This window comes from Cupriavidus yeoncheonensis (assembly GCF_905397275.1).
In the GTDB taxonomy this organism is placed as follows: Bacteria; Pseudomonadota; Gammaproteobacteria; order Burkholderiales; family Burkholderiaceae; genus Cupriavidus; species Cupriavidus yeoncheonensis.
The window spans coordinates 118130-144437 of sequence record NZ_CAJPUY010000014.1; the positions used below are offsets into that span (position 1 = coordinate 118130).

25 protein-coding genes and 1 pseudogene are annotated in these 26308 nt (G+C 66.5%); 10 read left to right on the forward strand and 16 right to left on the reverse strand.

Going from position 1 to position 26308, the window contains the following annotated elements; all coding sequences use genetic code 11:
- Positions 1-15: 15 nt before the first annotated feature.
- Positions 16-270 carry a hypothetical protein gene (locus KHO22_RS19875; protein ID WP_211948885.1) on the reverse strand — a complete coding sequence of 85 codons (255 nt, stop codon included), beginning with the start codon at positions 268-270 and terminating at the stop codon, positions 16-18.
- Here KHO22_RS19875 and KHO22_RS19880 point away from each other — a divergent pair.
- From KHO22_RS19880 to KHO22_RS19905, 6 genes and pseudogenes are all read left to right on the forward strand, one after another.
- Positions 269-943 carry a DUF2889 domain-containing protein gene (locus KHO22_RS19880; protein WP_211948886.1) on the forward strand — a complete coding sequence of 225 codons (675 nt, stop codon included), beginning with the start codon at positions 269-271 and terminating at the stop codon, positions 941-943. The genes KHO22_RS19875 and KHO22_RS19880 overlap by 2 nt on opposite strands.
- Positions 944-1027: 84 nt before the next feature.
- A pseudogene (gene sucC / locus KHO22_RS19885) lies at positions 1028-2200 on the forward strand (ADP-forming succinate--CoA ligase subunit beta); the annotation flags it as partial.
- A gap of 87 nt (positions 2201-2287) precedes the next feature.
- Positions 2288-3169, forward strand: a complete 882-nt coding sequence (gene sucD, locus KHO22_RS19890) for a succinate--CoA ligase subunit alpha (protein ID WP_211948888.1) — start codon at positions 2288-2290, stop codon at positions 3167-3169.
- Between the two features lie 266 nt (positions 3170-3435).
- Positions 3436-4131 carry a TerC family protein gene (locus KHO22_RS19895; RefSeq protein ID WP_211948889.1) on the forward strand — a complete coding sequence of 232 codons (696 nt, stop codon included), beginning with the start codon at positions 3436-3438 and terminating at the stop codon, positions 4129-4131.
- Positions 4132-4447: 316 nt separating this feature from the next.
- Complete coding sequence (locus KHO22_RS19900; RefSeq protein WP_211948890.1) at positions 4448-4909, forward strand: pilin; 462 nt, start codon at positions 4448-4450, stop codon at positions 4907-4909.
- Positions 4910-5003: 94 nt separating this feature from the next.
- Positions 5004-6800: a PglL family O-oligosaccharyltransferase gene (locus KHO22_RS19905; protein ID WP_211948891.1), complete on the forward strand. Its 1797-nt coding sequence runs from the start codon at positions 5004-5006 to the stop codon at positions 6798-6800.
- 21 nt (positions 6801-6821) lie between these two features.
- On the opposite strand, the gene KHO22_RS19910 is transcribed toward KHO22_RS19905, so the two are convergent.
- The 3 genes from KHO22_RS19910 to KHO22_RS19920 all read right to left on the reverse strand — a co-directional run bounded on the left by KHO22_RS19910 (position 6822) and on the right by KHO22_RS19920 (position 8432).
- The gene (locus KHO22_RS19910; protein ID WP_211948892.1) at positions 6822-7334 is read right to left on the reverse strand and encodes a YMGG-like glycine zipper-containing protein; all 513 of its coding nucleotides are present in this window, start codon (positions 7332-7334) and stop codon (positions 6822-6824) included.
- Positions 7331-7825, reverse strand: a complete 495-nt coding sequence (locus KHO22_RS19915; RefSeq protein WP_230426941.1) for a hypothetical protein — start codon at positions 7823-7825, stop codon at positions 7331-7333. Before KHO22_RS19915 ends, KHO22_RS19910 begins: the two co-directional genes overlap by 4 nt.
- A gap of 346 nt (positions 7826-8171) precedes the next feature.
- Positions 8172-8432, reverse strand: a complete 261-nt coding sequence (locus tag KHO22_RS19920) for a hypothetical protein (RefSeq protein WP_211948893.1) — start codon at positions 8430-8432, stop codon at positions 8172-8174.
- Between the two features lie 305 nt (positions 8433-8737).
- Here KHO22_RS19920 and KHO22_RS19925 point away from each other — a divergent pair, with 305 nt between their 5' ends.
- Positions 8738-9304 (forward strand): cold shock domain-containing protein, encoded by a 567-nt coding sequence (locus tag KHO22_RS19925; protein WP_211948894.1) that lies wholly within the window; start codon positions 8738-8740, stop codon positions 9302-9304.
- 106 nt (positions 9305-9410) lie between these two features.
- Here KHO22_RS19925 and moaC read toward each other — a convergent pair whose 3' ends face one another.
- Complete coding sequence (moaC, locus tag KHO22_RS19930; RefSeq protein WP_211948895.1) at positions 9411-9890, reverse strand: cyclic pyranopterin monophosphate synthase MoaC; 480 nt, start codon at positions 9888-9890, stop codon at positions 9411-9413.
- A gap of 72 nt (positions 9891-9962) precedes the next feature.
- Between moaC and KHO22_RS19935 the strand changes: the two genes are divergently transcribed.
- Complete coding sequence (locus KHO22_RS19935) at positions 9963-11750, forward strand: beta-barrel assembly-enhancing protease (protein WP_420839623.1); 1788 nt, start codon at positions 9963-9965, stop codon at positions 11748-11750.
- A 15-nt stretch (positions 11751-11765) separates the two neighbouring features.
- On the opposite strand, the gene KHO22_RS19940 is transcribed toward KHO22_RS19935, so the two are convergent.
- The 5 genes from KHO22_RS19940 to KHO22_RS19960 form a co-directional block, all read right to left on the reverse strand.
- Positions 11766-12344, reverse strand: a complete 579-nt coding sequence (locus KHO22_RS19940; protein WP_211948896.1) for a DUF2946 family protein — start codon at positions 12342-12344, stop codon at positions 11766-11768.
- A 63-nt stretch (positions 12345-12407) separates the two neighbouring features.
- The gene (locus KHO22_RS19945; RefSeq protein ID WP_211948897.1) at positions 12408-13475 is read right to left on the reverse strand and encodes a YheT family hydrolase; all 1068 of its coding nucleotides are present in this window, start codon (positions 13473-13475) and stop codon (positions 12408-12410) included.
- A gap of 55 nt (positions 13476-13530) precedes the next feature.
- A complete protein-coding gene (locus tag KHO22_RS19950; RefSeq protein WP_211948898.1) occupies positions 13531-13971 on the reverse strand; it encodes a YybH family protein in 441 nt (146 codons plus the stop codon).
- Positions 13972-13988: 17 nt separating this feature from the next.
- The gene (gene waaF, locus KHO22_RS19955) at positions 13989-15011 is read right to left on the reverse strand and encodes a lipopolysaccharide heptosyltransferase II (protein ID WP_211948899.1); all 1023 of its coding nucleotides are present in this window, start codon (positions 15009-15011) and stop codon (positions 13989-13991) included.
- A gap of 112 nt (positions 15012-15123) precedes the next feature.
- Complete coding sequence (locus KHO22_RS19960) at positions 15124-15318, reverse strand: zinc-finger domain-containing protein (protein WP_211948900.1); 195 nt, start codon at positions 15316-15318, stop codon at positions 15124-15126.
- Positions 15319-15502: 184 nt separating this feature from the next.
- On the opposite strand from KHO22_RS19960, the gene KHO22_RS19965 reads away from it, so the two are divergent.
- Together KHO22_RS19965 and KHO22_RS19970 are read left to right on the forward strand one after the other, a co-directional pair.
- The gene (locus KHO22_RS19965; RefSeq protein ID WP_420839624.1) at positions 15503-18523 is read left to right on the forward strand and encodes a DEAD/DEAH box helicase; all 3021 of its coding nucleotides are present in this window, start codon (positions 15503-15505) and stop codon (positions 18521-18523) included.
- Positions 18524-18704: 181 nt separating this feature from the next.
- Positions 18705-19709 (forward strand): Bug family tripartite tricarboxylate transporter substrate binding protein, encoded by a 1005-nt coding sequence (locus KHO22_RS19970; protein ID WP_211948902.1) that lies wholly within the window; start codon positions 18705-18707, stop codon positions 19707-19709.
- Between the two features lie 92 nt (positions 19710-19801).
- Here the strand turns inward: KHO22_RS19970 and KHO22_RS19975 are convergent, their stop codons facing one another.
- From KHO22_RS19975 to pyk, 6 genes are all read right to left on the reverse strand, one after another.
- Complete coding sequence (locus KHO22_RS19975) at positions 19802-20788, reverse strand: L-threonylcarbamoyladenylate synthase (RefSeq protein ID WP_211948903.1); 987 nt, start codon at positions 20786-20788, stop codon at positions 19802-19804.
- Between the two features lie 39 nt (positions 20789-20827).
- A complete protein-coding gene (locus KHO22_RS19980; protein WP_211948904.1) occupies positions 20828-22072 on the reverse strand; it encodes a 5-(carboxyamino)imidazole ribonucleotide synthase in 1245 nt (414 codons plus the stop codon).
- Positions 22073-22113: 41 nt separating this feature from the next.
- The gene (gene purE, locus KHO22_RS19985; protein WP_211948905.1) at positions 22114-22611 is read right to left on the reverse strand and encodes a 5-(carboxyamino)imidazole ribonucleotide mutase; all 498 of its coding nucleotides are present in this window, start codon (positions 22609-22611) and stop codon (positions 22114-22116) included.
- Positions 22612-22627: 16 nt separating this feature from the next.
- Positions 22628-23536 (reverse strand): phosphoribosylaminoimidazolesuccinocarboxamide synthase, encoded by a 909-nt coding sequence (locus tag KHO22_RS19990; protein WP_211948906.1) that lies wholly within the window; start codon positions 23534-23536, stop codon positions 22628-22630.
- 102 nt (positions 23537-23638) lie between these two features.
- A complete protein-coding gene (fba, locus tag KHO22_RS19995) occupies positions 23639-24703 on the reverse strand; it encodes a class II fructose-bisphosphate aldolase (RefSeq protein ID WP_211948907.1) in 1065 nt (354 codons plus the stop codon).
- Positions 24704-24841: 138 nt separating this feature from the next.
- Positions 24842-26278, reverse strand: a complete 1437-nt coding sequence (gene pyk / locus KHO22_RS20000) for a pyruvate kinase (RefSeq protein WP_211948908.1) — start codon at positions 26276-26278, stop codon at positions 24842-24844.
- Between the last annotated feature and the right edge of the window lie 30 nt (positions 26279-26308).

Here is a 26308-nt window from a genome sequence, read left to right on the forward strand (position 1 = left end):
GGTATGGTCCGCTTTTCAGGGCAATACCAGTACTGGCGACGAGTGTATTCGGCTGTATGCCTGCAGCGCCGCGAGGCGAGTCCGGCACCGGGAGCGGCGCAGATGGCGTGCATTCGCCGGTTTTCCGTTCCGGTCGGCCGACAATCCGGCGCCGACAGTCGGCACATGCGGATGTTCCCGGGCAAACCGGCGCGTCATGTTAAACTCTTCCGGTTCTTCGGCGCCGTTGCCTTTCCACGGTACCTTGCCCCCGTATTCCAGTCTGGTCATGCCTCTTTCCCAGCCCGTCAACCGCTCCCTGCGTCATACCCGCGCCATTACGGCCCAGGCTTACCTCAGGGAAGACGGCTTGTGGGACATCGAGGTGCGCCTGACCGACACCAAGCCGCGTGACATTGCCCTGGCCGGCGGCCGCATTCGTCCGGTCGGCCAGCCGCTGCACGACCTGTGGCTGCGCGTCACGATCGACGAGCAGCTGAACGTGCTGGATGCGGAGGCTTGCTCCGACTGGGTGCCTTATCCGACGCAGTGCGACCAGATCGGCCCGGCTTACCGCAAGCTGATCGGGCTGAACCTGCGCAAGGGTTTTCGCAAGGCGGTGCGCGATCGCCTGTCCGGTATCCAGGGCTGCTCGCACCTCACCGAAGCCGCAGGCGTGCTGCCGAGCACCGCGATCCAGGCCTTCGCCGGCGAAGTCATCAGCATTCGCGATGGCGGCGATGATGATCCCAATCCCGAACCCCCTTACCAGTTGAACGGCTGCCACGCGCTGCGATTCGATGGCGAGGTGGTGCGGGAGTTTTACCCCCGCTGGTATGGTCACCAGCCGAAGCCCAAGGTTCGGGCCGAGGCGGAGCAGGCCGCTGCGAACACGCCTCAGGCGCAAGCGGCAGCCGGCCACGGCAATGTTCCGTACGACCGGCCAACCGGCACTTCCGGCTGATCCTCAGGATCGGCCACGGACGAGAGAGTTCGTCTTCTTTCACATTCTTCCCTTCTACCTTTTACGCCTACCCGAAAGGAAAAACGCATGAATATCCATGAGTACCAAGGCAAGGAAATCCTGCGCAAATACAATGTGCCGGTTCCGCGCGGCATCCCCGCGTTCTCGGTCGCCGAGGCCCTGAAGGCCGCAGAAGAGCTTGGCGGCCCGGTTTGGGTGGTCAAGGCGCAGATCCACGCGGGTGGCCGCGGCAAGGGCGGCGGCGTGAAGGTTGCCAAGAGCATCGACGACGTCAAGACCTACGCCACCAACATCCTGGGCATGCAGCTGGTCACGCACCAGACCGGTCCGGAAGGCAAGAAGGTCAACCGCCTGCTGATCGAAGAAGGCGCCGACATCAAGAAGGAACTGTACGTTTCGCTGGTGGTGGACCGCGTTTCGCAGAAGATCGCCCTGATGGCATCGAGCGAAGGCGGCATGGACATCGAGGAAGTCGCTGCCCACACCCCGGAAAAGATCCACACGCTGATCATCGAGCCGTCGACCGGCCTGACCGATGCTGACGCCGACGACATCGCCCGCAAGATCGGCGTGCCCGACGCTTCGGTTGCCCAGGCTCGCCAGGCCCTGCAAGGCCTGTACAAGGCGTTCTACGACACCGACGCTTCGCTGGCCGAAATCAACCCGCTGATCCTGACCGGCGAAGGCAAGGTCATCGCGCTGGACGCCAAGTTCAACTTCGACTCGAACGCGCTGTTCCGTCACCCGGAAATCGTCGCCTACCGCGACCTGGATGAAGAGGACGCCAACGAAATCGAAGCCTCGAAGTTCGACCTGGCCTACATCTCGCTGGATGGCAACATCGGCTGCCTGGTGAACGGCGCCGGCCTGGCCATGGCCACCATGGATACCATCAAGCTGTTCGGCGGCGAGCCGGCCAACTTCCTCGACGTGGGCGGCGGTGCCACCACCGAGAAGGTGACCGAAGCGTTCAAGCTGATGCTGAGCAACCCGAACGTGGAAGCCATCCTGGTGAACATCTTCGGCGGCATCATGCGCTGCGACGTGATCGCCGAAGGCGTGATCTCGGCGTCGAAGGCCGTGAACCTGACGGTACCGCTGGTGGTCCGCATGAAGGGCACCAACGAAGACCTGGGCAAGAAGATGCTGGCCGATTCGGGCCTGCCCATCATCGCCGCCGACACCATGGAAGAAGCCGCCCAGAAGGTCGTGGCTGCTGCCGCCGGCAAGAAGTAATCCGGGCGCCGAAACACATTCAAGCGGAATGGGGCAGCGCGCGTGGCTGCGTGCCCGCGCTGCCAGAGCCAAGCAAAGGAATAACGTATGTCGATTCTGATCAACAAAGACACCAAGGTCATCACCCAGGGCATCACTGGCAAGACCGGCCAGTTCCACACCCGTGGCTGCCGTGACTACGCCAACGGCAAGAACTGCTTCGTCGCCGGCGTGAACCCGAAGAAGGCCGGCGAAGACTTCGAAGGCATTCCCATCTACGCCAGCGTGAAGGATGCCAAGGCCCAGACCGGCGCCACCGTTTCCGTCATCTACGTGCCGCCCGCGGGCGCTGCCGCCGCCATCTGGGAAGCCGTCGACGCTGACCTGGACCTGGTGGTCTGCATCACCGAAGGCATTCCCGTGCGCGACATGATGGAAGTGAAGGACCGCATGCGCCGCGAGAACAAGAAGACCCTGCTGCTGGGACCGAACTGCCCGGGCCTGATCACGCCGGACGAAATCAAGATCGGCATCATGCCGGGCCACATCCACCGCAAGGGCCGCATCGGCGTGGTGTCGCGCTCGGGCACGCTGACATACGAAGCCGTGGGCCAGCTGACCGCGCTGGGCCTGGGCCAGTCGTCGGCTGTCGGTATCGGCGGCGACCCGATCAACGGCCTGAAGCACATCGACGTCATGAAGATGTTCAACGACGATCCGGAAACGGACGCCGTGGTCATGATCGGCGAGATCGGCGGTCCGGACGAAGCCAACGCGGCCCACTGGATCAAGGACAACATGAAGAAGCCGGTGGTTGGCTTCATCGCTGGCGTGACCGCGCCTCCGGGCAAGCGCATGGGCCACGCCGGCGCGCTGATCTCGGGTGGTGCCGACACCGCCCAGGCCAAGCTGGAAATCATGGAAGCCTGCGGTATCACGGTGACCAAGAACCCGTCCGAGATGGCCCGCCTGCTGAAGGCAAAGCTGTAAGCAACACCTCCGGCCTCGCGCCATGTGGCGCGCAGGGTCTGTGTTGAACCGCTCCGGCCTGGCCAGAGCGGGCTTGCCCCCGCCAAGTGCGGGGGCAATGTCATTGTGGTGAAGCGCTTCCTAGGGTATTTCCCGAGACGTTCGCCCGTGATTTGAAATCGAATCGAAAGGTTCGCACGATATACATGTCTGTTTTCTCAGACATCCGAAACTGCCGCAATCGGGCGGGGTCGGACATAAAGATAGAAACCTCGAGGAGCCTTGCCGTGGAACTGCTGTCTTCCACCACGTTCTGGATTGCGTTGGGATCGATCATCCTGACCAACATTGTCCTGTCCGGCGACAACGCGGTGGTTATCGCGCTCGCCTCGCGCAACCTGCCGCCCGCGCAACAGAAGAAGGCCATCTTCTGGGGCAGCGCCGCCGCCATCATCATGCGCGTGGTGCTGACCGTGGCAGCCGTCAAGCTGCTGAGCCTGCCGTACCTGAAGATCATCGGCGCCGTGCTGCTCGTCTATATCGGCGTGCAACTGCTCAACAGCGACGACGATGAGGATGGCCACGACGCCAAGGACAATATCTGGGCGGCTATCCGCACCATCCTGATCGCCGACCTGGTGATGTCGCTGGACAATGTGGTGGCCGTGGCCGCCGCAGCGCAGAAGGGCCCTGAGGGCAGCCAGCTGATGCTGCTCATCCTGGGCCTGGGCCTGTCGATCCCGCTGATCGTGTTCGGCAGCACCATCCTGCTCAAGGTCATGGAGCGCTTCCCGATCATCATCGTGCTGGGTGCGGCGCTGCTGGGTTATCTGGCCGGCGAGATGCTGGTCAGCGATCCGGTCGATGCCGCCTGGTTCGAAGTCAATGTGCCGCATGCCCATCTGGTGTTCGGCGCGGCCGGCGCGATCCTGGTGGTGGTTGTCGGCAAGCTGATGGGCCGCCGGGCGGCGCAGACGGCCTGACGAAGCGTTTTCAACGCCTCATAGCAAAGGGCAGCCCGGGTGGCTGCCCTTTCTGCTGATGGCGGACCGGCAAATGTGGAGCTAACTCATGTGAGTTATCGCACATTTTGTCGGTCTGGCAGGAGACATTGGCAGACAACTGACAATTTTTGGTGCTGAGGCATTGATGCGCGATTGTGGGGTGACGAAATTTGTCGCTTACCCCCCTGGTCGTGGGGTATCACCCCCTGGCACGGTCTCTGCTCTATCCCCCCCGCACTACACAAATCGAAGGCGTGTAGTGCATCAACCTAAAATCTCTTCGAGGGGTCATCTCATGCAACGGGTGCAACAAATCAAGAAGCTGGGCCGTCGGGTTCAGAAGGGCTTTACGCTGATCGAACTGATGATCGTGGTTGCGATCATCGGTATTCTGGCGGCGATTGCGATTCCGCAGTATCAGGATTATGTGACTCGCGCACGTTGGTCGGATAACATCTCGACTGTGGCACCGCTAAAGCTTGCGATTGCGCAATGTTTGCAGGAGAACAGTGGAGTGCTGACTTCGTGCGATACCACGGCCAAGCTTGGCACTACTGTAGGCTATCCTGGTACTCAGAATCCGACCAATGGCACTATCGCGGTAACGGCGGCCACTGCGGCGATCGTTATCACCGGTGCGGGCCAGCTGGCGGCGTGTACCGTAACGCTCACGCCGACGGTGGGCACCAACGCTGTAACGTGGCTGGGGGCGACGGGCGGCGCTGCTACTTGCACTAAGTCGCAGACTGGCGTCTAAGTCCGAAATCGCATCGCCAAGATGTAAAGCGCCTTCGGGCGCTTTTTATTTATTCCTCAAGCTATCATGCGCCTTTTCCCCAACAAGGCAACGCATGCCGCAGCTTAGGACCGCCATTCCGGCGATCTTTCTTGTCCTCACGATTGCTTTCCCGCTACTGGTTTCCCGGCATACCCTGCCGCTGGCCACGTTCTACGGCGAATGGGCGGCAGCAGTAGTCTTCCTGGCACTTGCCGGCGTGCTGACTGCATCGGCATCCCGGTCTGCGTCGGGCAAGGACACCAACGTTCCTCGGGTCGCATGCCTTCTCCTCTGGCTGGTCGCCATTGCAGCAATCCAGTCAGCCTCCGGCCTCGTTGACCTAACCGGTAGCCGTTACGCGACGCAGCTCTCGCTCGTGTTTAGCGCGGTCGTCATGCTGGCAGCGTATCGCTACGGCACATCCGCTTCGACGGACAATCGTCGCAACGTCGTCGACGCCCTCGCCACTGCGTTCCTCCTCGCCGGCCTCCTCGGCACTCTGTCCCAGTGGGTCCAACTCTTCCATCTGGAGTCCCGCAGCTTCGGCCTAGTCTCGTCCTATTTCTACGACGACAACCGCCGCCTCTGGGGCAACCTCAACCAGCCCAACCACCAGGCCACGGTAGAGGGCATGACGCTGGTCGCGGCGACTTGGCTGGCCTCGCGCGGCAAGCTGCGTTTTCCGATGTGGCTGGTCGCCGTGGTGCTGCTGGAAAGCGGGATCGTACTATCTGGTTCACGCACCGGCGTTCTGCACGTTGGTCTCGCCGCGCTGTACGCCGTCATCGCCGCGTGGCTTGCACGCGGTACACCGCGCGATACCGACCCGATGCGTCGGCCCATCGGCTTGCTGGTCGCGGCGGTTATCATGGTTGCCGTGCTACTGGTGTTGCAGCCGGCCATCAAGGCAGCCGGCCACGCCTTCGACTGGCGCCTGTTCGACACCCTTGCCCAACTTGAGGCCGCGGATCAGATGTCCGCGCGCAGCGCCCTGTGGACCCACGCATGGGCCATGTTCCGCTCCCACCCCTGGCTAGGCGTAGGCTGGGGCGAGTTCGGCTGGGCCCAGTTCCAGCAGCTGCCGCAGGTCGGCGTGAAGGTCGAGATGTCCCTTCATGCGCACAACGCTGTGCTCGACCTCCTGGCCAAGACGGGGATCGTCGGGACCGCGGGCGTGGCGCTAGTGCTTGCGGGATGGTTGTGGCGCGTGGTGCGTGTCCGCCTCTTGCAGGCGGATGGCGACGAAAGGGCGCAGATCGTCGTCGTCCTGGCATGGCTGGCCATGCTGTGCGCGCATTCGATGCTCGAGTACCCGCTGCACTACCTCTACTTCTTCCTGCCGTTCTGCTTCATGCTCGGCTGGCTCGAGCCGGGCGGCTTCGGACGTTGGAATATTCCGCGCTGGCTGTCGCTTGGATTGCTGGCGGGTTTCGCCGCAGTCAGTGTGATCGTGCTCGCTTCGATGTGGCAGGACTACCGGCGTGCCGAGGCGCGTGAATACGCCACCCGCGAACGCCGCGCCACGCTGCCGATGCCGGCATACTGGTTCCGTCAGTACGCATCAGCCGATGTCGCTGAGCGCGCCGTCATCACGCCCGCCAATGCCGCGGAGTTGTTGCCTTCGCATATCGCCGCAGTGCATCTGCTGCCGACCCCGACGATGATTGCCCGCACGGCTTGGCTGATGGCGCTGACGGGCGATGGCGCGCAGGGCCGTGCATGGCTGGAGCGCCTGCGCTACTACTACCAGGGCGATGAGGCGACGCAATACGCCACGCTGGACCAGGCTTGTCGCGAAGTACCCAATGCGGCGCGGCCGCGCGAGTTCTGTGGATGGATCCGCGAACAGGCGCGGCGCATGCCGGACTAGGACGCTGACGACCCGGACCAATCAGTACGGCGCCCCGTAGCCCGGAGGCGGAGGCGGCGGCGGATAGTAGTAGGACTGCGCCGCCGGCCTCGGCGCCGTCGCCATGTGGCCATACACCGGCACCCGGTGGCCGCTGGCGTACATGCACTGCACATAGGCAGTGTCGTACTGGCGTTGCGTGCCATAGCCGGAGTAGGCGGCACTGTTTGTGCCGACCGCCGCGCCGGTCAGCAGGCCGACGCCGGCCCCCACGGCTGCACCTTCGCCGCCGCCAAATGCCGCGCCCGCGGCGGCGCCCAGCGCGGTACCCACGATGGTGCTGCCCACCGCGCTGGTATTGGCAGCCTGGGCCGAACTCACCCCGCCTACCTGGCCGAACGCGTACTGGCGGCAGTTGCCGTCATCGGCGCGGAACTGGTCGAAGGACTTCCCGGTGCCGGGCATGACCATCACGGAGGGGCCGGATGGCACCACGGCGCAGGCGCCCAGTGCAAGGGTGGCCAGCGCCAGGGTCGTGCGCGAAAGGATTTTCATAGACTCATCCTTGCAGCCGGCGCCTGTGGCACCGGTTGTGGTGCCTGTTGTGGCGTCATCGAACCCGACGGCGGGTGCGCGGGTACCTGCTGCCAGCCGCCCGGGCACTCATGTACGTACGGGTAGTAGCCCTCGGGCTTGCTGCAGTGGTACCACAAGGCCTGCGCGGGCGGTGCCGCGTTGTCCGGGCCGGGCGCCGGAACCGGGCCATCGGGGCCTTGTTCGACGTATTGAGGTGGCGATGCCGGTACGCCTACCGCGGCTGGCGGGTAGTAATACGGAGACGGGTAGCCATAGGGGTAGCCCCAGGGATAACCGCCATAGTAGAAGCCGGGGCCGATGAAAACGCCAACGCTGCCGTGTGCGTGGTAATAGCCGCCATGGCCATGGTAGTACCCGCCGTGGTAGTAGCCACGCCCCGCGAGCGCCACGCCGCTCGCCGAGACGGCTATCAATGCCAGGGCCAACTGGCAAAGCCTGCGCCCGTTCATGGTTTTCACCCGGTTGTTGGCGGGGGACGGTTGCACGGCCTCCGCAATTCGCTGCCCGGCGGATATGTGGGCACGCCGGTCTGAATATCATTCAATACCAATTTATCCCGGCCGGGGCGACTTGCGGAGTCGAGGAAATGCAGCGTTACCTTTATTACGGAAGCGATGCCTGGATGATTGGAAATGGTGACATGACGCATGCATCATGGCGCTTGAACTGCCAGGCCAGCGCAAGTTCGCCGTCGCTGCGGCTGGTGCTGCTGAAGGAGCAAAAGCAAAAGGCCAAGGTCGTTACCCCTTGGCCTTGCACCGGCGCCGATCTCACCGGATCCGGTTCCGTGAACAATCAGCCGCCATCGGTGAACGAGTCGCGCCTGTCACCGATTCTGGAGCCATCGGTGAACATGTCCCTCCGGTCCGTGACTCTCGTGCCATCCGTGTACACGTCGTACTTGCCCACAACGCGGCCTCCATCGGTGTACGGATCAACCGTCCGTATGCCAAGCGAGCCATCTGTGTAGACATCGCGGGCTCCATTGCCCGCCCAGGCCATTCCGGCACCCAATGTGGCAGCGACCGCTGCCAGCATCAGCATCTTCTTGCTCATTTTCCACCTCCTTCAGGTGGTAGCAGATCTAACAGGTTGCAGCAGTTTGCCTCCCGGCTATAGGAATTCGTACCAATATAGGCCTGTTTTTGCACTGCAGTAGAGCCATGTTCTGACAGATTCGTCATAAGTGCGAATCCTGCTAATGCCTTGTCGAAATATGGTTTGTCCAGGACTGGCCGCAGACCCACTGAATGCAGTAACGCTGTCTCCTTGGGGGCGCTTCGGCACTCCTGTCGGCGTTGGGTTCTGACGCTATACCGTTATGTGATAATCACGTCGCTATTACTGAACGGTCGCCGTCCATGGATACACGCATCAGTGGCACCCTGAAAACCTGGAACAAGGACAAAGGCTTCGGATTTATCACCTCGTCGAATGGTGGCCAGGACATCTTCGTCCATATCACGGACTACCCCAGGCAGGGTGGTCTGCCGAAGGTGGGTGAGTCGCTGACATTCCTCGTTACGCTCAACCAGGATGGCAAGAAGAAGGCCATCCAGGTTCAACGGCCGGGCGGTCGTCCGGCTGTGCCATACCGGAGTCGCAAGCAAGCACCGGTGCGCCGACGAGCATCATTCGGTTCCCGTCTGGCAAGTCTTATTGCCGTAGCAGTCCTCTGCGCTATCGGATACAAGCACTTCGCCCCGGGGGCCGGCGCAAATGAAACGTTGGCCGCTGGCGCGAGCACGGCCCCAGCCGCCGCGGCGCCCAGCTCATTCCAGTGCGATGGACGGACGCATTGTTCTCAGATGACCTCCTGCCAGGAGGCCAGGTACTTCCTGAAAAACTGCCCGAACCCGCAGATGGACGGTGATGGTGACGGTACCCCGTGCGAGTCCCAGTGGTGCTCGGGCATGTTTTCCAGATAGATTGCCCGGAGTGCGATAGCGATCGGACGTCTGCGCCGTGGGCCGCGATGGATGGACCGCCCTTCGGGTTCTCTGGTATCGATCAAGCCATTTGCAGGGCAATGCCTTACGGTTGCACCACCCAGTCCCCCGACTTGCCGCCATGCTTCTCCAGCAGGCGCACATTGCCCATCACCATCCCCCGGTCCACCGCCTTGCACATGTCGTAGATGGTCAGCAGCGCGACCTGTACGCCGGTCAGCGCCTCCATCTCCACGCCGGTCTGGCCTCGCGTTTCGGTGCGTACCGTGCAGGTAACGCTGGCGCCAGCGTCGTCCAGCGCGAAGTCCACCGCAACCTTGGTCAGGCCGATCGGGTGGCACAGCGGAATCAGGTCGGCGGTACGCTTGGTCGCCATGATCGCGGCGATCCGCGCGATGCCGAGCACGTCGCCCTTCTTCGCGGTGCCGTCGCGCACCAGCGCAAAGGTATCGGGCAGCATGGTGATGGTGCCGGTCGCCACCGCCACGCGGTGGGTGCTGGCCTTGTCGCCGACATCGACCATGTGGGCCTGTCCGGCGGTATCGAAATGGGTAAGCTGCGTCATGGCTGGGTCCTGTACGGCAACGTGCGGCAACCGCCAATGGGAACGGGTTGCGGAGGCCGCTATCATAGCAACATGCCCAAGACCCCATTGCTTCGCAGGCCAGGCACCGCCGGCCTTTGCGGACGGCCAGGCGCTGCGCCTGCCGGCCCGGCATCACATGTCCCTGCGCGGCATGCGAGGCCATGGCGCCGTTCGCTGGTGGCGCTGATTGCGCTGACCATGGTGACGCCCGCGTGGCCGCAGGGTAGCGCGCCGGCGGGGGGCGCCGGCGCCGCGGCCAGGCCCGTGGCGGTCGCGCCCGCGGAAACCAGCGACCAGGTCTACGACAACCTCAGCCGTAGCGTCAGGGCGGGACAGAAGTCCGAGTTCGGGCTGCGCACCAACAATGCTGTGGTCGATGTCGGCGGCGTCCAGTTGCCGGACATGGGCGATCCCTCCACGGCGGCGCTGTCGCCCGACATGGAAAAACGCCTGGGCGACCGCATCATCCGCGAAATCCGGCGCGATCCGCAGTACGTGCCGGATCCGCTGCTGTCCGACTACCTCAACGCGCTGGGCTACCGGCTGGTGCAGGCGGCGCGGCGCCAGAACATCTCGGGCTCGAACGGCGCCGGGACCTTCGCCACCGGCTTCGAGCTGTTCGGCGTGCGTGACCGCAGCATCAACGCCTTCGCCTTGCCGGGCGGCTATATCGGCGTGCATACGGGTCTGCTGGTGCAGTCCGAGACCGAGTCGGAACTCGCTTCGGTGCTCGGCCACGAAATCGGCCACGTCATGCAGCGCCACATCGCGCGCGGCATTACCCAGCAGGACCAGTCGATGTGGATCGCACTGGCCTCGATGGTGCTGGCCGGGCTGGCGGCCACGCGCAGCCCCGATGCCGCCGCCGCGCTCGCCATGGGCGGGCAGGGCGCTGCCATTGCCAACCAGCTGTCGTTCTCGCGCGGCGCCGAGCGCGAAGCCGATCGCGTCGGCTTCCAGATCATGACGGCGGCCGGGTTCGATCCGCAGGGCATGCCCGACTTCTTCCAGCGGCTGCAGCGTTCGTCGGGCACGGCGGAGAACTCGGTGCCATCCTACGTAAGGACCCACCCGCTCACGTCCGAGCGGATTGCCGACATGCAGGATCGCGTGAGCCACGTGATGGCACGCAAGGTTCCGAACACGCCCGAATACGAGTTTGCGCGCGTGCGCGCCCGCGTCATCCAGGAAAGCTCGCCCAGTGACCTGCAGAACCTGCGCGCTTCCGTGCGCGCCCAGCTGGCCGGCGCCTCCGCGGTGCGCTTGCCGGCGCTGCACTACGGCCTGGCCTTCATCGAACAGCGCCTTGGCCGTTACCCGGCCGCCGAGCAGGAACTGGCCGAATCGCGCCGCCTGTACGGCAACATTCCCGGCGCCAGTTCGGGAAGCCCGATGCTCGACGTGATGGCGATTGAACTCGCACGCGCGCAGGGCCGCGTGCCCGAGGCGATGAGCCAGGCCGCGGCGTCGATGAAGACCTTCCCGCTGTCGCACGCGGTGGCGCTGGCCTATGGGGACACGCTGCTGGGTACCGGCCAGTACGATGCGGCGGTCACGTTCCTGCGCGAGCGCACGCGGCAGGAGACCGGGCGCAGCGAATGGTGGGACATGCTGGCGCGCGCCTATGCCGGGCAAGGCAAGCGCGTGCAGCAGCACCAGGCGCTGGCGGAAAAGTATGCGATGGAGGGCGCCTTCCAGGCCGCGATCGAGCAGTTGCAGATCGCGCGCAAGGCCGGCGACGGCGATTTCTACACGTTGTCCGAGGTCGACGCGCGGCTGCACCAGCTCCAGCGGCAATACCGGGAGGAGCGGCAGGACAACAAGGGCATGCCCAACTGAGGCGGATCGGCCTGCTCAGGCGGCCGGCGCCCGCGGGTCGCGCATGAAGCCGAAGCGCTTCGGCACCTCGTCGGCGCCAATCGGTTCGATCGGGATGTCGCGGCCGTCATGGTGGAACACGCCGAGGTCCGCGCCGCAGGCGTCGCCATGCCACTTGCATGCGCCGCTGAAGAGGTCCAGGTCGTGGTCGTGCAGCAGCGCTGCCTGCGAATCGCCGGCTTCGCCTTCAACTTTGCCAGCCAGCACGACATTGCCCTGTTCGTCGGCAAAGCAGGCCTGCACGTCAAACGCGCGCCGCGTGGTGGTGCGCAGGCTGCCTTCATGCAGGCGCACGATCCACGGCGCATAAGCCAGCGACACAAAGACGCGCTGCGGGCCGTTCTGGAAATACCACGCCCCGCGCTCGTCATGCAGGTAGTTGCGCTCGATGAACGCGACCAGCGTTTCATGCCGGAGCGGGTCGCCCGACAGGCCGTGTTGCTGCGCGAACTCGTTGCGCAGGCGCCATTGGCCGCGGCGGTCCAGCGCCAGCCATCCATAGCAGTGGGGCACATCGGGCCAGCGCGCCAGTGCTTGCCGGACTGATTCATCCATGGTCGTGTCTCCTCGGTGCTCGTCGTTGCCCGTCGTTGCTCGTCGTCGCGTGAGGTGCCGGCTTCAGGACATGCTGTCGAAGAAGCGCAGGATCCGTGCAGGCAGCCATTCGATATGCCCGCTGAACGGCAGCAGCGGCAGCTGTCCCAGCAGGCCCGCGCGCGGCGTCATGAAGCCGACGTGTCCGCCATGCTCGGGCTGCTCCAGCCACACCTGCGGGCTGACGTCGGCGGGGCCCGGCAGGTAGCGGCCGGGCAGGAAAGGGTCATTGCGCGCATTGAGTACCAGCGTGGGCACGGCAATCTCGCCCAGCACGGGTTTGCTCGAGGCGCGTTTCCAGTAGTCGTCGGTATCGCGAAAGCCATGCAGCGGCGCGGTCACGATATTGTCGAACGCGTACAGGTCGCGGCTCGCCAGCATGGCGTCGCGATCGAACAGGCCGGGATACTGCTCCAGCTTGGCCAGCGACTTGCGCTTGAGCGTCTGCAGGAACATGCGCGTGTAAAGCATGTTGAAGCCAGCAGACAGCGCCGCGCCGCCGGCGGCCAGGTCCAGTGGCGCCGAGATGGCCGCGGCAGCGGTCAGGTACCCGGCCGCGCTGCCCTGTTCGCCAAGGTAGCGCAGCAAGGCGTTGCCGCCCAGCGAGATGCCTACCACCAGCATTGGCCTGCCGTCGGCGCAATGCTCGCGGCGCAGGCGTTCGAGTACCCAGCGGATCTCGGCGGAATCGCCGGAATGGTAGAAGCGCGGCGCGCGATTGAGTTCGCCCGAGCAGCCACGGAAGTGCGGAATCACGCCTTGCCAGCCGCGCGGCTGCAGCGCGTGCATCAGCGCCTGCGCGTAGTGGCTGCCGGAGTCGCCTTCCAGCCCGTGGAACATCACCAGCAGCGGCGCATTGGCGCGTGCCGCGTGCGTGGTCCAGTCGAGTTCGATGAAATCCTGGTCAGGCGTTTCCCAGCGCTCGCGGCGAAAGTGCACGCGCGGCGGCCGTTGCGTAAAACGCGCGGGAATGATGGTCTGGGCGTGCCCGCCACGCAGCCACCACGGCATGGCGACGCCATCGCCATAAGCGTGTGCGGATGGACCGGCCTGGGTGGTGGGCGGCAGGCGATGGTGCGGAAGCTGCGTCATGCCGGCTGGATCATGCGATGCGCCGCGCGCGCAGGCGCGCGGCCGGTGGCTGCGTTCAGTGCAGCGCCTGCCCCGGCGCCGCGGCCACGGAGGCAACCTGCACGGCGTTGGCCGGGCTGCAGTGGATATGCGCAAGGCGCCAGCCTTCGTGGTTCTGCATCAGCACGTAGGTGGTATGCACGTACAGGTCGGCCTCGACCCGGTCCGCGCCGAAGCGCAGGGCCTCGGTCACGTCGAAGATCGACACGCCCAGCGACGCATGGCTGCTGGTCTCGATGGCGTCGATCAGCACCGGCTGTTCTTCGAGCAATTGCGCGAACGCCTGGCGCAGGTGTTCATGGCCGATCAGGCGCTGCCCGTCAGGCATGACGCAGGTGACCGAGTCTTCGTCGAGCCACAGGCGCAGCGCGCCGTCGGCATCGCGCAGTTTCATGGCCTCGCGGAAGGCCTGGACAATGTCTTCCGCGGAATCGAACAGACGGGCAAAACGGGGCATGGTCGCGATGTCAGGAGTCAGGGCCGGTGCAGCAGCTTGCGCAGCTCGACGAACACCATTTCGGGTTCGATGTCTTTCAGGCAGCGCAGGTGTCCCAGGGGACACTCGTGTTTGAGGCACGGACTGCATTCGAGTTGCAGCCACATGATACTCGCAGCCTGTGACAGGGGCGGCGTCTGGCGCGGATCGCTGGAGCCGAACACGGCCACCTGCGGCCGGTTCAGCGCGGCGGCGACGTGCATGAGGCCGGTATCGTTGCAGACCGCGGCCTCGGACAGCGCGAGCAGGTCGATGGCGTCGTCCAGCGAGGTCTGTCCGCACAGGTTGCGCACGAACGGTGCTTCGCGCGCGATCTCGGCGGCCGCGTCCGCGTCGGCAGCCGCGCCCAGCGTGATCATCTGTGCATACGGGTACGAGCGCCGCAGCATCTGCGCCAGCTTGGCGAAATGCGCCGCCGGCCAGCGCCGCGCGGGGCCGAAGCCGGCACCCGGGCAGAAGGCAATCAGGCGCGTCTGCGGCGGGATGCCGAAGCGCTCGGCGGTGGCGGCAATGCGGGTCGGGTCGGTGCGCAGGCGCGGCTCGGACAGTTCCGCCGGCGGCTTGGCGCCGGGCCGCAGCGCCAGGCGCGCGTAGTGCTCGGCCATGACCGGACGGCCGTTGCGCGGCGGGTTGGCATGGCTCACGTTCAGCATGCCGAAACGCGACTCGCCACGGTAGCCGACACGCAGCGGAATGCCGGCGAGCCACGGGATCAGCGCCGACTTGAGCGTGTCCGGCAGCACGTAGGCCATGTCGTAGCCTTCGTTCTTGAGCTGCTGGGCAAACATGAACCGCGCCGAGAGCTGCAGCTTGCCGTGCGTCAGGTCGCTCGGAAAGACCCTGCCCATTTCCGGCATGCGCGCCAGTACCGGGCCCACCCATTTGGGCGCAAGGGCGTCGATGACCAGCCGCGGATGGCGTGCCTTGAGCAGCGCCAGCAACGGTTGGGCCATCAGGGCGTCGCTGATCCGGTCGGGGGCGATGACGAGGGCTTTTTTCATGAGTGGGGCGATGCTTGCCCGCGCTTCAGCGCGACGGGCGGAAACGTCGACGCTCCGAGGCGCCGACAGGCGGCCCGGAGCGTCGGGGTGCTGCGGGAGCGGCGCGGGCCGCTCAGTGGTGGCCCTTCAGCACGGTGCCCGGCTTGAGCTTATACACCGTGCCGCAGTACGGGCACTTGGCTTCGCCGGTATCCACCACATCCAGGAAGACGCGCGGATGGTAGTTCCAGGCCGGCGTGTTGGCGGTGGGGCAGTGCAGCGGAATGTCTTCAGCGCCGATTTCAACGATGTTGGCGGTTTGCGTCATGGTGTTGCGGGGTGTCGTGCTTCGGATTGGGTCGGGCTGTCGCCATGCCGGCAAGGCCAGAGGGACGTCAGCCGTTTCTTGTCTGGTTTGCCGATTCCGCCGGATAGTCCGGCTTCGGCAATGCAGCATTGTAAGCTGCGGGGGCATGGGTGCCAACGCGGCAGACCGTGAAAGGCAGTCTAAAATGCCCGCTTTCGCGTCGTTCTCCCCCAAAATTCCTCTCCCCGCACCCGTTCCCGTGCCATCCGTCATCCCTCCCGGCCCCGAAGCGGGCCCCGACAGCGGCTTGCCGGCCTGGCAGCAGGCGCTGGAAGCGCTGCAGGGGCTGGCGGGAGGCGCCACGGCCGCCGTCAACGCCCCCGATCGGCGCCTGCTGTGGGCGTTGACGCTGGATACCGACGGCGCCGTCGCCGCGATCGAGCCGCTGGAGCAGACGCGCGGCGCGCGCGGCTGGGGCAAGCCACGGCCGGCACCGCTGGCGCGCGTGGCCGAAGACGGACAGCTGCCGCCATGGGATGCGCGCGTCGCGCAAGCCATCCGGCGCGACCAGTCGCACAACCGGCGCTACGTGCTGGACCGGGCGGCAGCCATCGTGGCGCTGGTCGGTCATCCGGCGGTCGTGCTGGCCCGGTCCCCGGAACAGGTGCTCGAGGTGATCGAAGGGGCGCCCGCGCTGGAGGCCGTGCACACCGACGGCCGCTATGTGCTGCGGATCTATCCTCCGCTGCGCGAAGCGCCCGCTATGGACGCCTTCCTGCCGGCAGCGGCACGCCAGGATGCCGAGGCCCTGCGACAGGTCACGGTGCTGCGCGATGGTCCGCAGCGGCTGCGCGTGATCCGTCTCACGCCGGCGCAACAAGGGGCGGCCCGGCTGATTGCCGACGGCCTGGCTATCCCCGAAGCCGGCCGCGCGCAGCTGGACCGCACGCTGCGCGCGCTGGCCGGGCATTTCCAGGTCGAGGCGGACCCCACCGGCGCCGTGCGCGAACTGGAGCCCGAATCGCGCCTGCGCGCCGAAGTGGCGCCGCATGGCCGGGGCATCGCCTTGCGGCTGGTGGTCACGCCGCTGGGCCCGCTCGGGCCGCGCCTGGCGCCGGGCGCGGGACGCGAGCGGCTGATGGCCAACGTGCGTGGCGAAACGCTGGCCGCGCAGCGCGACCTGGAAGCGGAACTGGCACACGTGGCCGAGGTATTCGCCGAACTGCCCTTCCTGGTGCCGCTGGCTCCGCCCGGCGGCGAGCACAACTGGGTGCTCGACGATCCCGAAGACGCGCTGGCCGTCGTGGAAGCGCTGCCGCGCCTGCCCGGCGTGCAGGCGCTGGAGTGGCCGCGCGGCAAGGAGATGCGCGTGGTGGCCGCCGACCTGCCGCAGCTCAGCGTCACCGTCGAAACCCGCAATGCCTGGTACCGGCTGGTGGGCGAACTGCGCGTGGCCGAGGGCCTGGTGCTCGAACTCGCCAAGCTGATCGACTGGACCGGCAGCCACGCCGGCCGCTTCGTGCCGATGGGGCAGGGCGTGTACGTCGCGCTCACGCGCACGCTGCGCGGCCGCTTGCGCGACCTGGCCAGCGTGGCCGACCGTGTGCCCGACGGCATCCGCGTGCCGCTGATGGCCGCGCCGTGGCTCGACGATGTGCTGGCCGGCGCGGGCATCGATCCCGATGCGCATTTCCGCCTGCGGCTCGCCCGGCTGCGCGCCGCGCGCGAGACCGACATCGCCGTGCCGGCCAACCTCGTTGCGGAACTGCGCCCCTACCAGCATGACGGCTTCCGCTGGGCCATGACGCTGGCCGCGGCCGGGCTCGGTGCCTGCCTGGCCGACGACATGGGCCTGGGCAAGACGCTGCAGGCACTGGCGGTGCTGCTGGCCCGCGCGGGCGGCGGTGCGGGCCTGGTGGTCGCACCGACCTCGGTCTGCGGCAACTGGGCCGCCGAGGCGCGGCGTTTCGCGCCGACGCTGAACGTGCACGTCTATGCCGAAGGCGAGCGGGAGACCATGCTCGCGCAGGCGGGGGCGGGCGATCTGGTCATCGTCTCCTACACGCTGCTGCAGCAGGCGCATCAGGCCTTCTGCGCGCGCGAATGGCACACCGTCGTGGCCGACGAGGCGCAGGCCATCAAGAATGCCGCATCCCGCCGCGCGCGGGCGCTGTTCGACCTGCCCTCGGGTTTTCGCATGGCGCTGTCCGGCACGCCCGTGGAAAACCGGCTGGCCGAACTCTGGTCGGTGATGCGCTTCTGCAACCCTGGCCTGCTCGGATCGCTGGCCCGCTTCAACGAGCATTTCGCCAACCCGATCGAGCGCAGCGGCGCACGTGAAGTCCGGCAGCGGCTGCGGCGCATGATCGCGCCATTCGTGCTGCGCCGGACCAAGGCGCAGGTGCTCGACGATCTGCCGGCGCGCACCGAGCTGGTCATCCGCGTGGAGCCGGAGCCGGTGGAGGCCGCACATTACGAAGCGCTGCGCCGCCAGGCGCAGTCCGAAGCCGAAGCCGCGCTGGCACGTGCCGAAGCCGCGCGCAAGGCCACGCGCGGCGCACCGGAAGGGGCGCGCGCCAGGGCCATCGCGCAGGCACAGTTCCAGGCGCAGGCGCGCATCCACGTGCTGGCGCAACTGATGCGGCTGCGCCGCGCGGCCTGCGATGCGCGGCTGGTCACGCCCGAGATCGGACAGGAGGGCGCCAAGCTGCGGACCTTCGTCGAGCTTGCCGGCGAACTCGCGGCCAACGGGCACAAGGTGCTGGTGTTCAGCCAGTTCGTGGACTTCCTGCGCCTGCTCAGGCAGGGTCTGGAGCGCGCGGGCCTGGCGCTCCAGTACCTGGACGGCGCCACGCCGGCCGCGGAGCGTACCCGGCGCGTGGCGGCCTTCCAGGCGGGCGAGGGCGATGTGTTCCTGATCAGCCTGAAGGCCGGCGGTTTCGGCCTGAACCTGACCGCTGCCGACTACGTGATCATTGCCGACCCGTGGTGGAACCCCGCCGCCGAGGACCAGGCCATGGGCCGCGCCCACCGCATTGGCCAGGTGCGTCCCGTCACGGTGTACCGGCTGATCACGGCGGGGACGATCGAAGAGCGCATTGTCGAGTTGCACAAGGACAAGGGCGCGCTGGCCGACGGCGTGCTGGAAGCCGGCGAGGAAGGCGTTGCCGGCATCGGCGCGCCACTGCCGGACGTGGATGAGCTGGTCGGACTGCTGCGGCGCTGAATGTTGCTGCGGCACGACCATATGCCGGCACGGCATACCTTCAAGTGAACTCGGTCGTTTGGTTTTGGCCCGAACATTGCTATCGTGTGACCTTCGGTCCGGGGCGCCAAGACCCTGGCTCGTGACGGCGTCGCCCCGGTTCCGGCGCCCTTGTCATTCCTTTCCTTCGACGGTGCCCCCTATGTCCCGCCTGCCCTTGCGCTTCTCGTTCCGCTCCGCCCTCCAGCTGACCGCCGGCCTGGCCGCAGCCTGCGCCATTGCCGCGCCCGCACAGGCGCAAGGCGAATGGCCGAACCAGCCGGTGACGATCCTGATGGGTTTCACCGCCGGCTCGGGCGTGGACATGGTGGGCCGCACGCTGCAGGAATCGCTGCAGAAGTCGCTCAAGACCACCATCATCTACGACTACCGTCCGGGCGCCGGCGGCAACGTGGCCTCGGAAGTCGTGGCCCATGCCAGGCCCGATGGCTACACGCTGCTGCTGGGTACGGCCGCCACGCACGGCATCAACCCGGCGCTGTACAAGAGCCTGCCGTTCGATGCCGACGCCGATTTCACGCCGATCGCACCGCTGGTGGAAGTTTCCAACGTGCTGACCATCAACCCGGCCGTGATCGACGTGAAGTCGGTCAGGGAATTCATCGAGAAGGTCAAGGCCAGCCCGGGCAAGTACAACTACGCGTCCACGGGCAATGGCACCGGCACCCACCTGGCATTCGCCGAATTCAATGCGCGCGCCGGCCTCGACATGGTCCACGTCCCGTACAAGGGCGGCCCCGATGCGCTGCAGGCCGTGCTCAAGGGCGAGGTCTGCTGCATCTTCAACCAGGTCCAGAGCGTGCTGCCGCAATATCGCGCGGGCAAGGTACGCCTGCTCGGCGTGACCACGGGCAAGCGCGTGCCGGTGGTGCCGGAAGTGCCGACCATTGCCGAAAGCGGGCTGGCCGGCTTCAACAGCACCATCTGGTTCGGCTTCTTCGGGCCGAAGGGGCTGGACCCGAAGATATCGCGCAAGATCAACGACGCGGTGAAGGTCGCGCTGGAAACGCCGGCCATCCGCCAGAAGCTGATCGACGCGGGCAATTCGCCGCGCGTGGAAAGCGTGGATCAGTTCCGTGCGACGGTGAAGGCGGACCGGCAGAAGTGGGCGGGGGTGGTGAAGACGGTGGGGGCTTCGATCGATTGATCGGAGGTTGAAGTGCACGCGCCCGCAAAGATGCGGGCGCGCTTGGAATTTCCTCAGGGGCGGGGCGCTTCAGGCCCTATCCCCCTATCCCGCTAGCCCCCGAACGCCGCGGCCGCACGCTGCAGCCGGTCCCGCACACCAGCCCATTCATGCCCTTCCGGCAGCGGCTCGAACACCAGCCGCGTGTAGCCCTGCTTGTCGAGCGTGCGCAGCAGGCGATACAGCTCGCGCGCATAGGAGGTGGCATCCGCAGGCGCCTGTACCCAGGTGCAGCGCGCATCGTCGACCGGCGCGCGCCCCACCCATGCCAAGCGCACATCGGCGGCAAGCAAGGGCAGTTGTGCCGCCAGTTCGGCCGCATCGGCCAGCACCAGCGGGGTATGCGGCGCGTAGTGGGCCTTGAGCGTGCCCGAGGCGCGCGGCGCGGCGGCGTCGGGAGGCAAGGGCGCTTCGCCGAGCACCTTCGCCATCATCGCCGGCGTGATCGCGCCCGGGCGCAGCAGCACCGGGCCGATGCCCTGGTCCAGCCGCGACAGGTCGACGATCGTCGATTCGATCCCCACTTCCACGCCATCGCCTTCGAGGACATAGACCGCATCGCCGAACTCGTCGCGCACATGCTGAGCCGTGGTCGGGCTGACCTGGCCGAACTTGTTGGCCGAGGGCGCGGCAATGCCGCCACGGCCGCGCTTGAAGCGCGACAGCAGCGCCTGCGCAACGGGATGCGAGGGGCAGCGCAGGCCAATGCTGTCCTGGCCGCCGGCGACTGCCGGGTGGATGTGCGAGGCACGCTTGAGGATCAGCGTGAGCGGGCCGGGCCAGAACGCTTCGATCAGCTGGTTCGCCGCGTCCGGCACCTCGTCGACCCAGTAGCCGATGTCGGCGCCGTCCACCACATGCACGATGACCGGGTGGTTCGACGGCCGCCCCTTGAGCGCGAAGATGCGCGCCACGGCTTGCGGGTTCTCGGCGTCGGCGCCGAGCCCGTAAACGGTTTCAGTGGGAAAGGCGACCAGCTGGCCGGCCTCCAGCAGGCGGACCGCTTCGTCCAGTTCGGCGGCCGTGGGCATGCGCGACATCGTGTTCCTCGAGGCTGGCGTGGCAGTGTTGCGGAGAGTTCAGAGCGGGATGTGCAGCGCCTGCTCGGCCACCTGGAATGCCTGCTCCGCGGCCTCGGCGTTTTCGCCGATGCAGTTCACATGGCCCATCTTGCGCGACGGGCGCGCATCGCTCTTGCCGTACAGGTGCAGCTTGGCGCCGCGCTGGGCCAGGACTTCATCCCATGCCGGCGTGCGCTCCAGGCCGAACTCGAACCACACGTCGCCAAGCAGGTTCAGCATCTTGCCGGCCGAATGCTGGCGCGTGCTGCCCAGCGGCAGGCGGGCCATGGCGCGCACCTGCTGCTCGAACTGGCTGGTCTCGCACGCATCCATGGTGATGTGGCCGGAGTTGTGCGGGCGCGGCGCCATTTCGTTGGCGATCAGCGAGCCGTCGGTGAGCACGAAGAATTCGATGCACAGCACGCCCACATAGCCCATCTCGGTGGCGATGGTGGCGGCGGCGGCGCGGGCGCGCTCGGCGATGTCGGCCGACACGCTGGTGGACGGCATCGTCGTCGAGAACAGGATGCCGTCGCGGTGCACGTTCTCGGCCAACGGCCAGGTCGCGGTGCTGCCATCGGCGGCCCGCGCGGCCAGCACCGAGACCTCGTAGGCCAGCGGCAGCATCTGCTCGAGCACGCACGGCACGTGCTGCATGGCCTTCCATGCGGCGCGCACGTCGTCGCGCGTCTTCACGCGGGCCTGGCCCTTGCCGTCGTAGCCCATGCGGGCGGTCTTGAGGATGCCGGGCAGGACCGTGTCGGGCAGCTGGTCCACGTCCGCATCGTGCTGGATGACCCAGTGCGGGGCGGTCGGCACGCCGGTGCGCTCCGCGCACGAGGCAAAGAACTTCTTCTCGCCGATGCGGTTCTGCGCGATCGACACGCAGTAGCCGCGCGGCGCGACAAACGAGCCGAGCTGTTCCAGCCGGTCCAGCGACAGCGACGGCACGTTCTCGAATTCGGTGCTGACGGCCTGGCACAGCCTGGCCATCTCGGAGAGCGCTGCCTCATCAGTGTAAGGCGCGCAGATATGCCTGTCGGCCACGGAACCGGCAGGGCTGTCCTGGTCCGGGTCGAGCACGCAGACGCGATAGCCCATGGCCTGCGCCGCATGCGTGAACATGCGGCCAAGCTGACCGCCGCCGAGCATGCCGAGCCAGGCGCCGGGCAGGATGGGCGCGCTGGGGTTGTCGACGCCGAACTCGGCGCGCGACTCCGGCGTGTGGGCTTCGGAGAGGTAGGGATGGATATCGGTCGGCATTGCTCGGTTCCGTGGTTTCCGGGAGGGTTACGGCGCGGTGATTACAGCGGCAGCGTCATGGCGCGGGCAGCCTCGGTCTGCTTCGCGCGGAACGCTTCCAGCGCGCTGGCCAGCGCTTCGTCGGTGGTGGCCAGCGTGGCGATGGCGTGCAGCGCCGCGTTGGCGGCACCGGCTTCGCCGATCGCGAACGTTGCCACCGGCACGCCCTTGGGCATCTGCACGATCGACAGCAGCGAGTCCTCGCCGCGCAGGTACTTGGACGGCACCGGCACGCCGAACACCGGCACGATGGTCTTGGCGGCGATCATGCCCGGCAGGTGCGCGGCACCGCCGGCACCGGCGATGATCGCGCGGATGCCGCGGCCACGCGCGGTCTCGGCATAGCGGAACATGTCGTCGGCCATGCGGTGCGCCGAAACGACCTGCGCCTCGAACGGCACGCCGAAGTCCTTCAGCATGGCCACCGCGTGCTGCATCACGTCCCAGTCGGAACTGCTGCCCATCACGACGCCGACGAGCGGCTTGTCTTGCTTGCTCACGTCCTGTCCTCCGGGCTTACTGCAATGCTTCGCCCGTCAGGCGCGTCAGCGCTTCACGGTACTTGGCGGCGGTCTTCTCGATCACGTCGTCGGGCAGCTTCGGCGCCGGCGCGGTCTTCGGCCACGGCTTGCCGTCGATGCGCACGGCTTCCAGCCAGTCGCGCACGAACTGCTTGTCGAACGACGGCGGGTTGGTGCCGACCTGGTACGAATCGGCCGGCCAGAAGCGCGACGAATCGGCGGTCAGCACTTCGTCCATCAGCGTGAGGGTGCCGTTCTCGTCCAGGCCGAACTCGAACTTGGTGTCGGCGATGATGATGCCGCGCGTGGCGGCGTATTCGGCGGCTTCCTTGTACAGGCGGATCGAGATCTCGCGCATCTGGCGGGCCAGCGCCACGCCGATGCGCTCCTCGACTTCGCCGAACGAGATGTTCTCGTCGTGCTCGCCCATCTCGGCCTTGGCGGCCGGGGTGAAGATCGGCTCGGGCAGCTTCTGCGCATTCTGCAGGCCGGCCGGCAGTTCGATGCCGCACACCTTGCCGGTCGCCTGGTAGTCCTTCCAGCCGCTGCCGGCCAGGTAGCCGCGCACCACGGCTTCCACCAGGATCGGCTTCAGGCGCTTGACCACCACGGCGCGGCCCTGCACCTGCGCGACTTCCTCGGCCTTCACCACGGTTTCCGCGGCGACATCGGTCTCGTGGTTCGGCACGATATGCGCGAGCTTGCGGAACCAGAAGTTCGCCATCTGGTTCAGCACGCGGCCCTTGTCGGGGATCGGCTCGCCCATGATGACGTCGAAGGCGGACAGGCGGTCGGTGGTGACGATCAGCAGCTTGTCTTCGCCGACGGCGTAGTTGTCGCGCACCTTGCCGTGGCCGAGCAGCGGCAGCGATTGGATGGAGGACTGGTAGAGAGCGTTAGGCATGGTGGTTCCGATAAAACGGCGAAGCCGCCGGGCACTGAATGCTGCCGCGGCGGCCGGAACGTCAAACCGCCATCCGCGTCCGCGGATGGCGGTCAGGGGACATTACTGCACGACCTGGGCAAGCTTGCCCGACTTGTACTGGCTGGCGATATCCGTCAGCGATACCGACTTGATCTTGCTGGCCTGGCCTTCGCAGCCGAAGGCGATGTAGCGCGCCTTGCAGACCTGCTTGGCGGCTTCGCGGGCCGGCTTCAGGTATTCGCGCGGGTCGAACTTGCTCGGATTCTCGGCGAAGAAGCGGCGGATCGCGCCGGTCATCGCCAGGCGGATGTCGGTGTCGATGTTGATCTTGCGCACGCCGTACTTGATGGCTTCCTGGATTTCCTCGACGGGCACGCCGTAGGTTTCCTTCATGTCGCCGCCGAACTTGCGGATCTCTTCGAGCAGTTCCTGCGGCACCGACGACGAGCCGTGCATCACCAGGTGGGTGTTGGGGATGCGCGCGTGGATTTCCTTGATGCGGTTGATCGCCAGGATGTCGCCGGTCGGCTTGCGCGTGAACTTGTAGGCGCCGTGCGAGGTGCCGATGGCGATGGCCAGCGCGTCGAGCTGGGTGGCCTTGACGAAGTCGGCGGCCTGCTCGGGGTCGGTCAGCAGCATGGAGTGGTCCAGCTTGCCTTCGGCGCCGATGCCGTCTTCTTCGCCGGCTTCACCGGTTTCCAGCGAGCCCAGGCAACCCAGTTCGCCTTCGACGGTCACGCCGATCGCGTGCGACAGTTGCACGACCTTGCGGGTCACGTCGACGTTGTACTCGTAGTCGGCCGGAGTCTTGCCGTCTTCGCGCAGCGAGCCGTCCATCATCACCGACGAGAAGCCCAGGTCGATCGCGGCCTGGCAGATGGCCGGCGACTGGCCGTGGTCCTGGTGCATCACCACCGGGATGTGCGGGTAGGCTTCGACCGCGGCTTCGATCAGGTGGCGCAGGAAATGCTCGCCAGCGTATTTGCGGGCGCCCGCCGAGGCCTGCATGATGACCGGGGCGTTGACCTCGTCGGCCGCCTGCATGATGGCCTGGACCTGCTCGAGGTTGTTCACGTTGAATGCCGGCAGACCATAGCCGTTTTCGGCAGCGTGGTCGAGCAGCTGGCGCATCGATACGAGTGGCATGTCAAAACTCCTGAAAGTAAATGGGGTGTCTCTGAATCTTGTTCTGCTGGCGCTTTCCGCGGCGCTGGCCATGCTGGCCGGGCAAGTCATTCTGCACCGCTTGCCGCCGTGCTTCTGCCCGCCACCGCACGATCTGCTTCAACTTCCCACCCTGACGATCTTGAGGGTGTTGGTGCCGCCGGGCTGGCCCATGGGCTCGCCGATGGTCAGCACGATGAAATCGCCGCGCTGCACCACGCCCTGCGCGAGCAGCAGCTCTTCGGCCTGCTCCAGCGCCGTGTCGCGGTCGGTGCTGGCCTGCAGCGGCAGCGGCACCACGTTGCGGTACAGCTGCATCTTGCGCTGCGACGCCACGTTCGGCGTCATCGCGTAGATCGGCACGTGGATGCGGTGACGGCTCATCCACAGCGCGGTCGCGCCCGAATCGGTCAGGGCGGCAATCGCCTTCACCTGCAGATGATAGGCGGTGAACAGCGCACCCATGGCCACCGACTGGTCGATGCGCGAGAAGGTCTGGTTAAGGAAGTCCGTGTCGAGCTGCACCACCTCGGACTTCTCGGCTTCGATGCAGACCGCGGCCATGGCCTCGACGGTTTCCACCGGGTAGCGTCCCGCGGCGGTCTCGGCCGACAGCATCACGGCGTCGGTGCCGTCGAGCACGGCGTTGGCCACGTCGGACACCTCGGCGCGCGTCGGCACCGGGTTCACGATCATGCTTTCCATCATCTGCGTGGCGGTGATGGTCAGCTTGTTGGCCTCGCGCGCCAGACGGATCATGCGCTTCTGCAGCGCCGGCACGGCGGCATTGCCGACTTCCACGGCCAGGTCGCCGCGCGCCACCATGATGCCGTCCGAAGCCAGCAGGATTTCTTCCAGCACGCCCGGATTGATGGCCTCGGCACGCTCGATCTTGGCGATCATGCGCGCCTTGCGGCCATGCGGCTGGCCGGCCACGGCCGCCAGCTGGCGCGCCATTTCCATGTCGGTGGCATTCTTGGGGAAGCTCACCGCGACATAGTCCGCGCCCAGGGCCATGGCGGTCTTGATGTCGTCCATGTCCTTGGCCGTCAGCGCCGGCGCCGACAGGCCGCCGCCCTGGCGGTTGATGCCCTTGTTGTTGGACAGCTCGCCGCCGATGCGCACGGTGGTGAAGATCTCGTTGCCGAGCACGCGGTCCACCACCAGCACGATCAGGCCGTCATTGAGCAGCAGCAGGTCGCCCGGGCCCACGTCGCGCGGCAGGTCCTGGTAATCCAGGCCGGCGCGCGTTTCGTTGCCCAGCTGGCAGGCCGAATCCAGCACGAACGGGGCGCCCGGCTTGAGCGTGATCTTGCCGTTCTCGAACTTGCCCACGCGGATCTTGGGGCCCTGCAGGTCGGCCATGATGGCCACCTCGCGCCCGCACGCCTGCGCGGCTTCGCGCACCAGCTTCGCGCGGTCGATATGATCCTGTGAGGTGCCGTGCGAGAAGTTCAGCCGCACCACGTCCACCCCGGCGGCGATCATGCGCGTAAGCACTTCCAGCGAACTGGAGGCAGGGCCGATGGTGGCGACGATCTTGGTCGAGCGGGTCATGGCGGGAGATCCTTGTGCGGACATGGGGCA

Excerpts from the sequence above, each read along its gene's own strand:
- KHO22_RS19900 (WP_211948890.1), top strand. The coding sequence starts at position 4,448 with ATGCAACGGGTGCAACAAATCAAGAAGCTGGGCCGTCGGGTTCAGAAG.
- fba (WP_211948907.1), bottom strand. The coding sequence starts at position 24,703 with ATGCCACTCGTATCGATGCGCCAGCTGCTCGACCACGCTGCCGAAAAC.
- KHO22_RS19915 (WP_230426941.1), bottom strand. The coding sequence starts at position 7,825 with ATGAACGGGCGCAGGCTTTGCCAGTTGGCCCTGGCATTGATAGCCGTC.
- waaF (WP_211948899.1), bottom strand. The coding sequence starts at position 15,011 with ATGAAAAAAGCCCTCGTCATCGCCCCCGACCGGATCAGCGACGCCCTG.
- KHO22_RS19980 (WP_211948904.1), bottom strand. The coding sequence starts at position 22,072 with ATGCCGACCGATATCCATCCCTACCTCTCCGAAGCCCACACGCCGGAG.
- KHO22_RS19960 (WP_211948900.1), bottom strand. The coding sequence starts at position 15,318 with ATGACGCAAACCGCCAACATCGTTGAAATCGGCGCTGAAGACATTCCG.
- KHO22_RS19970 (WP_211948902.1), top strand. The coding sequence starts at position 18,705 with ATGTCCCGCCTGCCCTTGCGCTTCTCGTTCCGCTCCGCCCTCCAGCTG.
- KHO22_RS19965 (WP_420839624.1), top strand. The coding sequence starts at position 15,503 with ATGCCCGCTTTCGCGTCGTTCTCCCCCAAAATTCCTCTCCCCGCACCC.
- KHO22_RS19875 (WP_211948885.1), bottom strand. The coding sequence starts at position 270 with ATGACCAGACTGGAATACGGGGGCAAGGTACCGTGGAAAGGCAACGGC.
- KHO22_RS19920 (WP_211948893.1), bottom strand. The coding sequence starts at position 8,432 with ATGAGCAAGAAGATGCTGATGCTGGCAGCGGTCGCTGCCACATTGGGT.
- KHO22_RS19945 (WP_211948897.1), bottom strand. The coding sequence starts at position 13,475 with ATGACGCAGCTTCCGCACCATCGCCTGCCGCCCACCACCCAGGCCGGT.
- KHO22_RS19905 (WP_211948891.1), top strand. The coding sequence starts at position 5,004 with ATGCCGCAGCTTAGGACCGCCATTCCGGCGATCTTTCTTGTCCTCACG.
- KHO22_RS19940 (WP_211948896.1), bottom strand. The coding sequence starts at position 12,344 with ATGGATGAATCAGTCCGGCAAGCACTGGCGCGCTGGCCCGATGTGCCC.
- KHO22_RS19975 (WP_211948903.1), bottom strand. The coding sequence starts at position 20,788 with ATGTCGCGCATGCCCACGGCCGCCGAACTGGACGAAGCGGTCCGCCTG.
- pyk (WP_211948908.1), bottom strand. The coding sequence starts at position 26,278 with ATGACCCGCTCGACCAAGATCGTCGCCACCATCGGCCCTGCCTCCAGT.
- KHO22_RS19935 (WP_420839623.1), top strand. The coding sequence starts at position 9,963 with ATGCCCAAGACCCCATTGCTTCGCAGGCCAGGCACCGCCGGCCTTTGC.
- KHO22_RS19990 (WP_211948906.1), bottom strand. The coding sequence starts at position 23,536 with ATGCCTAACGCTCTCTACCAGTCCTCCATCCAATCGCTGCCGCTGCTC.
- KHO22_RS19925 (WP_211948894.1), top strand. The coding sequence starts at position 8,738 with ATGGATACACGCATCAGTGGCACCCTGAAAACCTGGAACAAGGACAAA.
- KHO22_RS19950 (WP_211948898.1), bottom strand. The coding sequence starts at position 13,971 with ATGCCCCGTTTTGCCCGTCTGTTCGATTCCGCGGAAGACATTGTCCAG.
- KHO22_RS19910 (WP_211948892.1), bottom strand. The coding sequence starts at position 7,334 with ATGAAAATCCTTTCGCGCACGACCCTGGCGCTGGCCACCCTTGCACTG.
- KHO22_RS19880 (WP_211948886.1), top strand. The coding sequence starts at position 269 with ATGCCTCTTTCCCAGCCCGTCAACCGCTCCCTGCGTCATACCCGCGCC.
- moaC (WP_211948895.1), bottom strand. The coding sequence starts at position 9,890 with ATGACGCAGCTTACCCATTTCGATACCGCCGGACAGGCCCACATGGTC.
- sucD (WP_211948888.1), top strand. The coding sequence starts at position 2,288 with ATGTCGATTCTGATCAACAAAGACACCAAGGTCATCACCCAGGGCATC.